The 11,237-nt window shown below is 46.4% G+C and carries 10 protein-coding genes; 8 read left to right on the forward strand and 2 right to left on the reverse strand.

The window, feature by feature from the left end; all coding sequences use genetic code 11:
• Window positions 1-181: 181 nt before the first annotated feature.
• The 8 genes from IH879_12080 to IH879_12115 all read left to right on the forward strand — a co-directional run bounded on the left by IH879_12080 (window position 182) and on the right by IH879_12115 (window position 8,182).
• Window positions 182-1,543 carry a type II secretion system F family protein gene (locus IH879_12080; protein MCH7675675.1) on the forward strand — a complete coding sequence of 454 codons (1,362 nt, stop codon included), beginning with the start codon at window positions 182-184 and terminating at the stop codon, window positions 1,541-1,543.
• On the forward strand, window positions 1,527-3,335 hold the full coding sequence (locus IH879_12085) for a type II/IV secretion system protein (GenBank protein ID MCH7675676.1): 1,809 nt from the start codon (window positions 1,527-1,529) through the stop codon (window positions 3,333-3,335). Before IH879_12080 ends, IH879_12085 begins: the two co-directional genes overlap by 17 nt.
• 1 nt (window position 3,336) lies before the next feature.
• On the forward strand, window positions 3,337-3,831 hold the full coding sequence (locus tag IH879_12090; GenBank protein ID MCH7675677.1) for a hypothetical protein: 495 nt from the start codon (window positions 3,337-3,339) through the stop codon (window positions 3,829-3,831).
• 15 nt (window positions 3,832-3,846) lie between these two features.
• Window positions 3,847-4,419, forward strand: coding sequence for a hypothetical protein (locus IH879_12095; protein ID MCH7675678.1), 573 nt, complete (start codon window positions 3,847-3,849; stop codon window positions 4,417-4,419).
• A 57-nt stretch (window positions 4,420-4,476) separates the two neighbouring features.
• Window positions 4,477-5,814 (forward strand): hypothetical protein, encoded by a 1,338-nt coding sequence (locus tag IH879_12100; protein ID MCH7675679.1) that lies wholly within the window; start codon window positions 4,477-4,479, stop codon window positions 5,812-5,814.
• A 259-nt stretch (window positions 5,815-6,073) separates the two neighbouring features.
• Window positions 6,074-6,526 (forward strand): nucleoside deaminase, encoded by a 453-nt coding sequence (locus tag IH879_12105; protein ID MCH7675680.1) that lies wholly within the window; start codon window positions 6,074-6,076, stop codon window positions 6,524-6,526.
• 111 nt (window positions 6,527-6,637) lie between these two features.
• A complete protein-coding gene (rocD, locus tag IH879_12110; protein MCH7675681.1) occupies window positions 6,638-7,837 on the forward strand; it encodes an ornithine--oxo-acid transaminase in 1,200 nt (399 codons plus the stop codon).
• A 189-nt stretch (window positions 7,838-8,026) separates the two neighbouring features.
• A complete protein-coding gene (locus tag IH879_12115) occupies window positions 8,027-8,182 on the forward strand; it encodes a hypothetical protein (protein MCH7675682.1) in 156 nt (51 codons plus the stop codon).
• Window positions 8,183-8,293: 111 nt separating this feature from the next.
• Here the strand turns inward: IH879_12115 and IH879_12120 are convergent, their stop codons facing one another.
• Both IH879_12120 and IH879_12125 read right to left on the reverse strand, forming a co-directional pair.
• Window positions 8,294-10,243 (reverse strand): TRAP transporter fused permease subunit, encoded by a 1,950-nt coding sequence (locus tag IH879_12120; protein ID MCH7675683.1) that lies wholly within the window; start codon window positions 10,241-10,243, stop codon window positions 8,294-8,296.
• Window positions 10,244-10,248: 5 nt separating this feature from the next.
• A partial coding sequence (locus IH879_12125) for a TAXI family TRAP transporter solute-binding subunit (protein ID MCH7675684.1) occupies window positions 10,249-11,237 on the reverse strand: 989 nt, incomplete at its 5' end.

Below are 11,237 nucleotides of genomic sequence, written 5' to 3' on the forward strand. Positions count from 1 at the left end.
GGCTGAGATTGTTGGCATAGGTGTGGAGGGAATGACAATTACGGTTGTCGTGGATTCAGCCAGTATTGTCTCAACCAACACGTCCAGTAGATTGCGCAAATAGTCAGAATCTACCCCTGACAGGGTTGGAACCCTGTCAGGGTTTATGTAAGAATTTTTAACATAACTCTGAGTCAGAAATATGCCGGAATATCGATATTTAGGAGTTAACGTCGCAGGTAAACCTATCCAGGGAATTCTGTTCGGCACGGACAGCAAAGCAATTAAGAACAGAATCAAGAAAATTGTCGATAAAAAAGGCTTCCGGTTGGACGCCGTTCAAAAGAAGACCCGATTCACTTATAAAGTCCAAAAAGGCGGCGAAAAACCGATAAAAGGCGAACAGAAAGCGTTTGCAAAAGAAGAGCTGGAAAACGCTTTAATGAAAATGGGCTACCGGGTGCACTATGTCAGGAAAAAATGGTTCAGCATCAACTTCGGCATTCCCAACAAAGATTTAGTCCTGTTCATCCGCATCTGTGCGGATCTTTTGCGCGAGAAATTTCCTTATGATGAAATCTTGACCCTGACCGCCGAAGACACCGAAAACAAGCGCTTGCGGGAAACAATCCGTGAAATCCAAAAGGATCTGAAAGCGGGAAACGACGGTCATGAGGTTTATGGCAAGCATCAAGACGTTCTCGGTAAATTCACAGCACACATGTTAGCGGTTGCATCGACCAGCGGTAATATGGCCGCAATGTATGAAAGTACCGCCAAGTTCCTCGAACGATACGAAGAATTTAAAAGAAATTTGCGCTCCGTTCTCTACATGCCAATCGTGGTAACCATCGCCATGATCGGTGCTTTGATATTTTACATCATGTACATCTTTCCAAAAATGACCTCACTGTTAACTAAATATGACATCGAAATTCCACCCATGACGAAGGCTACTTTGGATTTAAGCAATTTTTTGCAAAATAATGTCATCCTGATTTTGGCAGGATTCGTCCTGCCCATTTTTGCTTTTATTTATTGGATGCGCACGGAAAAAGGACGGTATATCATCGACCGCACCTTGATCAGGATTCCATACTTCGGGTCGGTGCTGCACAAAAATTGTATCGAGATTTTTTCCCGGGTTTTTTACGCGCTTTACAGCAGTTCGGGAGAAAACATTCAGGCGATTAGAATCGCAGCAGAGTCTTGTAACAATAAGTTTATCGAGCGGCAAATAGTAAACACCGTCATTCCAAGAATGTTAAAAGAAGGCAAAAGCTTTGTTGAATGTATTGCGCAGACAAATTGTTTTACCATCAATGCCATTCGCAGGTTCAGATCAGGAGAAGAGTCGGGGACTTTGCGAGAAAGCGCACGGCAACTCGCCGACTATTATGAGATGGAAAGCGGTCACAAAATGAAAAGAATGGTGGATTCCATCAATTTGATTATTTCCATCGTGGTATCACTTATGATCATTGGCTTAACTTTGATCTCATCTGAAATTGGTTTTGTCAGTCCAACATCACCTCTCTCGAGGACCCATGAATCAAGTCGCTGAAAAAACATACGATTCCGCAAAAAGCCTCAATCGGCTGACTAAATCGCTGATTGACCACGGTGTGATCGATGAAGAGACACTCGAAAGAGCTTTAATGATCCAGACCCGGGAACCGCGGACAGCTAAACGCAGAATTACGGACATTCTTATTGAAGACTTAAATATCGACCGGGATGCGGTCTTCAAGCAGATCGTTCAATTATACGGCTTCCAGACAATTCATATTACTGAAAAAACAGTTGATCAAGATAGAATCGATTTCATCAAGAATATTCTGACGGAGCTTCCGGAATCGGTGTCCAATCAATTGCTTAATAAAACAGTTCTGCCTTTTAAATGGCATGAATACAAAAAGAATGTTCTCGTCATGGTGGCGGCCGACCCTACGGACAGGGAAGTTCACGATCTGGCCAAAGGCCTTGAGTATGCCGACGTCGAAATCGCTTATACTCCTCTCGATGAAATCGACGCCCTCATCCAGCGGGCTTTTTATGCCAACAATGAATTTCTCCAGAAAGTATTCGAAGATTCGGAACAAGTTGAGATTCTTGATGATGAATCGAAACAAGTAGATGAAGAAGTCCTAGATTCGGAAATCAACAAGAGTCGTTTAACGAACCTGGTTGAAGGAATGCTGGTCGAAGCAGTCAGAAAAGGCGCCAGTGATATTCACGTTATCCCAAAAGAAGGCAATCGAACTGAAATCTTTTTCCGTTTTGACGGTAAGCTGCAGCCCTGGTACGTTCAAACCGACATAAAGCCGGAGTCGGTTATCGCGGTAATAAAAGACCGCGCCTTAAACATCGACCGGTTTGAAAGAATTCAGGCTCAAGACGGATTTATTCAACGAAAGATCGATGGTTTTTATATTCGGTTCAGAGTTTCGGTTATACCGATCGTCGGCGCGGAATTCGATCGTCGTTTTGAAAGCGTGGTCATCCGTGTTCTCGACGATAGAAAGGTCATCACCGACCTGGCAAAAATTGGTTTACAGGAACAAGCGCTGAAAGACTTCAGAAAGTCCATCGAGCAGCCCCAGGGGATTATTATTCTAACAGGCCCAACCGGCAGCGGTAAAAGCACCACCCTGGTGGCGGCACTCAGTCAGGTGATGGACGCCACCAAGAATGTCCTGACCATCGAAGAACCGGTTGAGTATCTGATCCAGGGCGCACGGCAAATTAAACTGAGTCCAAAGCTCACTTTTGATACTGCCCTGAGATCAATTCTGCGTCACGACCCGGACATCGTGATGGTCGGAGAAATTCGTGATTTGAAATCCGCAGAAATTGCTATTTCATTAGCCAATACCGGCCACCTGACTTTTTCAACCCTGCATACAAACGATGCTCCGAGTGCAATTTCCAGGCTTTATATGTTGGGCGCCGAACCTTTTTTGATTGCCAACGCCATCAACCTGGTGATGGCACAACGTCTGGTTAGAAAGTTATGTGAAACCTGCAAAAGCCCGGTCAGCAATCCGGACCCGGATCATCTGTTACGGATGGGGTTTACTAAAAATGAAACCTCAAATACAACATTCTACACAAACGTCGGCTGCGATGAATGCTTCGGAGGGTTCAAAGGCAGGATTGCCATTAGCGAGGCATTACTTTTTAATTCGGAAATTCGGAAAGAAATCATCAAGACGTCCGGCGAAGTAGATGAAGAAACTATGCGAGCAATCGCACAGGACAATGGCATGCTGTCTTTAAGGGATTCCGGCAAAGAGCGAGTAAAAAATGGCATGACCACCTTGCAAGAAGTTATAGACACAACAATGGAGGTTTAAGATGGGACAACGTGAACTTCTGCTTGTACTTGGAGCGCTCATATTGTTTGGATTAACCATGCTCTCCACAAACCGCTATGTAATAGACCAGAATGAATCCATTATTCAGAGAGAATTCGAATTTTATGGCATCTCCTTAGCTCAGTCATTTATCGAAGAAGCCAAAACCAAAGCTTTCGATGAGAAAGTAATCAATGCGGCCGTTAACGCGCCGAATCAGCTGACAAAGTGGAACGAATTAGGTCCCGACGCGGGCGAAACCCACCCTAACTTCGATGATGTAGACGATTATAATGGCTTGACCCTAACAGATAGTACCGGCCGCGACGAATTTGACGTCAGCATTGAAGTCGGATATATTCTTGATGAGACGGATCCGGAAACGATTATTAATAGCCGATCCTGGTATAAAAGAATGAACGTCACGATATCAAATCCCTTTTTAATCCAACCGCTTGTGTTGGGTTTCGTTTTTTCATATTTACCAAATCCTTAGACGGGGGCATCAATCATGGATTCATATCTCAGTCTTATCGGCAGCATTGTGATCGGTGGTTTGCTGCTGTTCAGCGTTTTGAATTTTCAGACAGATGTAAGACAGCACTCATTTGAGTATAGCAATTCTCTGATCGTGCAACAGACCGCTCTGTCAATAATCGAATTATTAGAGCAGGATTTGCGTCAAATCGGCTATGGCTATAACTTCCCGTCTTTGGCGGTTTCTGCACTGGATTCCATCACCTTTTATGCAGACTTGTTTGACGACGGCGTCCTGGATACAGTTAACTACAGCCTAAGTGATGTCAGTGAAGCCTCGGGAACAACCAATCCTCGTGACAAAATTTTTTACAGAACGATCAACTCCGATCCCCAGGTCGACGACGCTTTAGGGGTTACAAATTTTCAACTTATTTTCTTTGACGCCAATGGTGACACCACAGTGAATCAAACGGAAATTAGAACAATTGAAGTCACACTGGAATTTGAAAGCACTGAACCGTATTTGGACAGACTGGGTACGGAAAGATATGCCAGTTATTACTGGCGTGAAAAAATATCACCGATGAATTTGCAGCCATTATAAACTTATTGATATGAGTGTAAGAGCAGGTTTGGATTACCACAACAAAAGAGGTGCATCATGGGAAAAGCTGCATTGTTGGTTGTCTTAGGAACGTCCCTGGTTTTAGGCAGCATGTTAGTCGGTTTGAACACAAGGACGGCTTCACAAACTGAATTCATTTCAGAGCACTATGAAAGAATGATTTCGAGAAACATCGCCAACAGTGCCGCGAACATAGCGGTTTCTAAATTGTTCCAGGATTTTTCCTGGCGAACAGGACTAACCAGCACCAGCATGGCCGGTGGATATTACGCAGCAGACATACAGGATATCAATTTCGATACAACCGTCGCAGTGCAAAGGGTGAAAGTGACTGCAACCTCAACTTATGGTGGTGTAACGGACACGGTGATCGCTGTCGTTGCCAGACCGCCTTCTTCACACTATGCCCAGTTCACGGACAACTGGCCTGCCGCTAACTCTTATGTTACCGGGGACACCCTTTATGGGCCAATCCATACCAACACCAAGTTTAAATTTGGCGGCAGCCCGGTCTTTTTTGGCAAAGTATCCAGCGTCGATCCTGGCTATGATACATGGGGTAGCGGCGCCCCGCAATTTCTGGGAGGAACGGAATTCGGCGCCAATGCTATACCCATGCCGAGCCTTGCTACCGGTTTGCAGGCACTAGGGGATTCTGCTGATGCCGGCGGCGATGTTTATAGCGATGATCATGTCTGGTTGAAATTTTTTGCTGATGGTTCCTACTATTTTTATGAGGGGGACGATGATCCCGAGGAGGATGATTGGGATGGCCCAAAATTTCTCTCTGACATTACGGGTGTAATTATGCTAGAGGCGAACAATAAAGACATTCATGTTCAAGGTACGGTAAGCGGGCAGGTGACTATTTATGGTAAGGGCAGACATATTTATATCGAAGATGACCTCTTGTACGCTGACGATCCCCGGAGCAATCCTGATTCGCAGGATATGCTGGGTCTGGTGGCAAAAAAGGATATAATCGTGGCGGACACGCCCGCTAACCAAAATGACGTTGAAATACACGGCGCCATTATGGCCCTGAACCAGGAATTTAAAGTTGAAACCTTAACGGGGCTTTTTGGTACGATGACCCTCTTTGGCAGCACTCTCCAAAAACAGAGGGGGAAACTAGCCAATGGTTCTCTTGACAGCAATTTCAATGTTACCATAACACATGGTTATGCTTTAAAGTCTTATTATGATAACCGTTTTTTGCACGTGGGACCCCCCGTTTTCCCCACAGCCCAAAAAACAGTCGTTTATTCCTGGTTAGAAGATACCCGGTATCGGCAAAATCATGGGGTTAATGTTGGTTCTGCCGGTGGAGTAGGTGTTGGTGGTTATCAGACTGGTGCCGGTGAACTTAATTAACAAAATATTATTTGGCCTTTAATCTGGATTATTCATAAATTTTCACCGCAGAGGCGCTAAGAATATATAAGATATACGAAGTTTTGTTTTCAACAAAGTTTACTGAAATAGCTGGGAAAAAAATGAATTTATTCCTTACTTTTTCAATACTTTGCGTCTCTGTGTCTCTGCGGTTTAGGAATTATTCAGGTTAATTTCAATATTTATATTAAGACAAAGAAATTTTCTTGAGGGAGCTGCGCTTATGGATAAAAAGTTTATGCAACTTGCAATTGACAAGGCCAGAGTGGGCGGACAAAAAGATCAGACCCCTTTTGGCGCGTGTATTGTCAAAAATAATGAACTCATTTGCTGCGTGCACAACGTTGTTTGGGCAACAACGGACATCACGGCCCACGCAGAAGTTCGTGCCATTCGCGAGGCTTGCAATAAATTAAACACCATCGATTTATCAGGGTGTACGATTTACTCGACTTGCGAGCCCTGTCCAATGTGTTTTAGCGCCATTCATTGGGCCAAGATCGGTAAAATATTTTTTGGCGCTAAAATCGCTGATGCGCAAGGATTGGATTTTAATGAGCTGACCATTTCCAATCAACAAATGAAAGAACTCGGCGGCAGTCCGGTTGAGATCGTTGGTGATTTTATGAAAAAAGAATGCCAGGCGCTTTTTCGGGAATGGGACGAATCTGGGAATAAAAAAGTATATTGAAAACATAAATTCGTTTTGAAAATTAGCAGAATTTTTTAAATTATTCTCTCGGCCAGACGTTGGCCTCGGAAACTTGCACAAGGAACCATCATTTTTTTAAGGAGAACAAAATTGCCAAAATCAACCGAAGACTACATCAAGCTTGAAGATAAATACGGCGCTCATAATTATCACCCGCTTGACATTGTAATTGAAAAAGCGGCAGGTGTTTGGGTTTATGACATCAAGGGAAAGCGCTATCTCGATTGCCTGAGCGCCTACTCCGCTGTGAATCAAGGCCATTGTCATCCCAGGATTCTTGCTGCGTTTACGGAGCAAGCAGGGAAAGTTACTTTAACCTCACGCGCTTTTCGAAATGATAAATTACCCCTGTTTTGTGAAAAGCTTGCCAAGCTCTCAAATATGGAAATGGTTTTGCCAATGAACTCCGGAGCCGAAGCAGTCGAGACTGCGATTAAAGCGGCGCGAAAGTGGGGATACAAGATCAAGGGAATTCCGGAAGGACAGGCAGAAATCATTGTCTGCGCAGATAATTTTCACGGACGCACTACAACCATCGTTGGATTTTCCACTGAAGATCAGTATCTGGACGGCTTTGGTCCTTTCACCCCCGGATTCAAGGTCATTCCTTTCGGAGACGCCGAGGCGCTTGAAAATGCGGTTTCGTCAAACACTTGCGCCTTTTTGGTTGAACCGATTCAGGGCGAGGCCGGAATCCACATCCCACCGGCCGGCTACCTGACCCGCGTTCAGGAAATTTGTAAACGCAACAATGCTTTGTTCATGGTGGATGAAATTCAGAGTGGCCTCGGCCGTGCCGGCCGCATGTTTGCTTTCCAGTATGAAGACGTCAAACCGGATTTAATTATCATCGGCAAAGCGCTTTCGGGCGGGTTCCTGCCGGTTTCGGCTGTACTTTCCAGCAACGAGATTCTGGGTGTTTTCAACCCGGGCGACCACGGCAGCACATTTGGCGGCAGTCCCCTCGCCTGTGCGACCGCTTTAGCCGCTTTGGAAGTGATCGAAGAAGAAGGCCTGGTTGAAAAAGCAGACAAGTTGGGCGCGTCTTTCTTAGAACGCTTAAAGACGATCGAAAGCCCGCACATCGTCGATATTCGCGGCAAAGGTCTGTTCATCGGCGTCGAGCTCGACACCAAAGCGCGCCCCTATTGCGAAGCTTTGAAAGATGAAGGCCTGCTCTGCAAAGAGACCCACGAGAATGTGATTCGCTTTGCACCGCCTCTGGTGATCACTGAAGAGGAGCTGGACTGGGCGTTTGAGCGGATCAAGAAGGTGATTGAAAATATTTAAATCGACCCAATAAATAATTAAACTTCGAAATCCGAATATCAAATAACGAAATTTCAAAACAACACGATCTGTTTTTTATTTTGCGGAGGGAGAATTTTGAACATTTGAATTTCGATATTATTTCGAATTTCGTGTTTCGGATCCGGTTTATCCGGGCTAGGAGTTTTTAATGGAACAACAGTTGTACAAATGACTAAAGAAGAACTTAGTAATCTGATTGACGGACTTGATAGGGATGTATTTCGAATAGTCTCGGAGTTAAGCGAAGCGGTCTCCGACACTGCCTGGGTTGCGGAAACCGCTGCGCTAATTTCCGCAACCATCCATTGGCGCTGCGCGAAATAGGTTTCTTGCGCAAATGCAGATTTGTGAATTATTCAAGTTAGCTGATTAAATCAAAAAATTGTTTTTAAGAACCCGCCTCGTTCAGAATTCGGACGAGGCTTTTTTTTATTTTTAATTCAGTGATATTCGGTGTTCTTCAGTGTTTAATTCTTTGGAACGCAAATTAAGAAAACCAATCACCACAATCACTAAAAAACACAGAACTTGCATCCAGATTTGTGCACCTTCAGATTGAGAAAAAAAGAAAACCAGAGCTGCCGCGATCAAAAGAATTCGCTGCCAAAAAACCAATGGGCGAAACCAGTACCCAACGATTCCACCCGCCAGCGCGACAATTCCCAAAAGTGTGACAAAGACATTCAAAGCGATTGAGAAAAAGCCGGCGGCCCCACCATCAGGTGAAAGCAGCAAGAGCTCCGGCCTCAAAACAAAGGCGTAAGGCAGTGCGAACCCAACCAATGCGAATCGAAACGCGGCAAAAGCGGTTTGCATAATTCCGGCGCCGGCGATGGTTGCGGCAGTGTAAGCAGCCAGGGCAACCGGCGGCGTTACCATCGACATCATACCGAAATAGAAAATAAACAGGTGGGCCGAAAGGGGCACGACTCCCATTTCACCTAAAATGGGGCCGACAAAAGTGGCCACCAATAAGTAACACACTGCCGACGGCAAACCCATTCCGAGAATAATCGTTGAGATCATTAAAAGCAGGAGCGCCAAAATCAGGTTGTTTTGTGCCAGCGGCAAGATGACTGCCGGCAGCTTTGAACCGATGCCGGTTAAAGTGACGACGCCAATAATAATCCCAACGCTTGAAGCCGCAGCAATCAAGGAGATGCCTCCTTTCGCCGCTTTCTCCATGGCTCGTCCAACTCCTTTAAGACCAACTCTGGTTTCCTTTTTAAAGCTGCTAAGAACTAAAATCGCTGCCAGGCTTAAACTCACCGCTCGAAACGGCGTGTAACCGATAAACAAAAAAATGAGCAGGGTAACGAACGCGCCCAAAAAAACAACGCCGGGAAAGTTGGATTGAGTTTCACTGTTTTTTGATTCAACGGACTCAGCTTGAACGCCGACCCGTTTGGCGTAGAAATGCACGATTAGCAGCAGGGAGGTATAATATAGAATTGCCGGAATTATAGCCGCTTTGATAATTTGCAAGTAAGTCACAGCCGGTTCAATAATCTCAAGCATCATGTAAGCGCCCGCTCCCATGACCGGCGGAACCAGCGCGCCGCCGGAGCTTGCCGCTGCTTCCACGCCACCCGCAATCGCGGGTTTGAACCCCGAACTGCGCATCATCGGGATGGTAAAAGTCCCGGTGGTGGCGGTATTTGCCACCGCGCTGCCGGAAAGTGAGCCCATCACACCGCTGCTGATCACGGCAACCTTGGCCGGCCCGCCAACGCTTTTACGAAACAGCTTTCGGGTGAAGTCGATGATATAACCGATGGAGCCGGTTTTTTCCAGCAGGGTTCCGAATAGAACAAACAGAAAGACATAGGTGAACATGACTTTTAAAGCGATGCCAAAAACGCCCTGGCTGTGCAGAAACGTTTGGCTGACAATCCGCTGCCAGGGGTAGCCGCGGTGGGGAAAGAGCCAGTCCGGCAATGAAGAGCCAAAGGCCGCATAAAATATAAAAATCAAGGAGAGCAGCGGCAGAGTCAGGCCGATTGCCCGGCGGGCGGCTTCCAAAACCAGGCAGAGTCCAACCAGTCCGACGATGTAATCAACGGGCTGCTCTAAACCGGCGCGGTTGCCGAGCGACTGACCTTCTAACCAGAAGGTTTTGAAAAGCGGCTCCGATTGCACCAGGACGTAACCAAAGCAAAGCACGACTGCCGCGGCCAAAAGCAAGTCGACAATTTGCGAAAAAACTTTGTCTTGAAGTTTATTGTGGAGCGGATAATTTAAAAAAACCAAAACCAATCCCAGCATGCCGAAAATAGCCAACTGGGATTGCGGAGTGAGCAGGGGATAATTGACTTCGAGTAGAACAAAAGCGCTGAGAACGACAGCCAGAATTTGAAAAACGACTCGACTGATTTGATTGAGCATTTGAACTACTCAGCCGAAGCCGGGGCCAATTCTTCGGGCCAGATACCGATCTCTTTAAAGTAACGGATGGCGCCGGGATGAAACGGCGTCCCCGTATCTTTAATGACATTTTTCGCATTAATGGCTTTGCCCGCAGCATGCTGTTTGGCAACTTCGGCCCGGTGTTCGTAGAGTATTTTTGTGAATTGATAGACCGTATCTTCGTCTTTATCGGCGGAGGTGATAAAATGCGTCGGGCCGACATTCATGCCCGCAAATGCTTCTTCCTGTCCGCGGTAAGTTCCCGCCGGAATCGTTGCGGGGAAAAAAAACGGGTAGGTTTCATACAAACTCTGTTTGGCGCCGTCCTCAAAAGGGATAAAATGGATATCCTGAGACGCCGAAGCCTGCACAATCGATGCGGTCGGTACGCCACCGCCTAAAAAGGCGGCCGCGGCTGATCCGTCGGCGAGCATATCGACTGCGCCGGGCTGGGTGTTGTAAAGCGGGGTGAAGTCATCATAAGTGACGCCGTGCGCTTGCAAAATTGGCCGTATAAAAAATTCAAATCCCGCGCCGGCAACGCCAACGGTCACTCGTTTCCCTTTTAGATCAGCGATTGTTTTGACGCCACTGGATTTTGGCGCAATAAAGAGCGCGACGTTAGGGTAAAGGGTCATCACTGTGCGAATGGAGTACTGCTTTTCCCAGCCACTTTCACCGCGCACCGCGAAATAGGAAATGGCGGAATTGGCCATAGCAAAGTCCAATTCTCCGCTGGCGAGACGCCGGATGTTTTCCTGGGTGCCTTTAGTGGCTTCTGCAGAAATCTGCCAGGTGAGCTCGCCGCGGTTGGCGCTGACGACCTGTGCAATCGCGCTGCCCACCGGAAAAAATGCGCCTCCGGGCGGTGCGGTGCCGATGCTGAGAAATTGACGTTCGGTTTTAGCGCTCTCTTCGGATGAGCTGCAGCCGCTGCCGATTATTAAAGCTAAGAGAATAGGTGTAAATAATT

This window comes from candidate division KSB1 bacterium, assembly GCA_022562085.1.
Taxonomy (GTDB): domain Bacteria; phylum Zhuqueibacterota; class Zhuqueibacteria; order Oceanimicrobiales; family Oceanimicrobiaceae; genus Oceanimicrobium.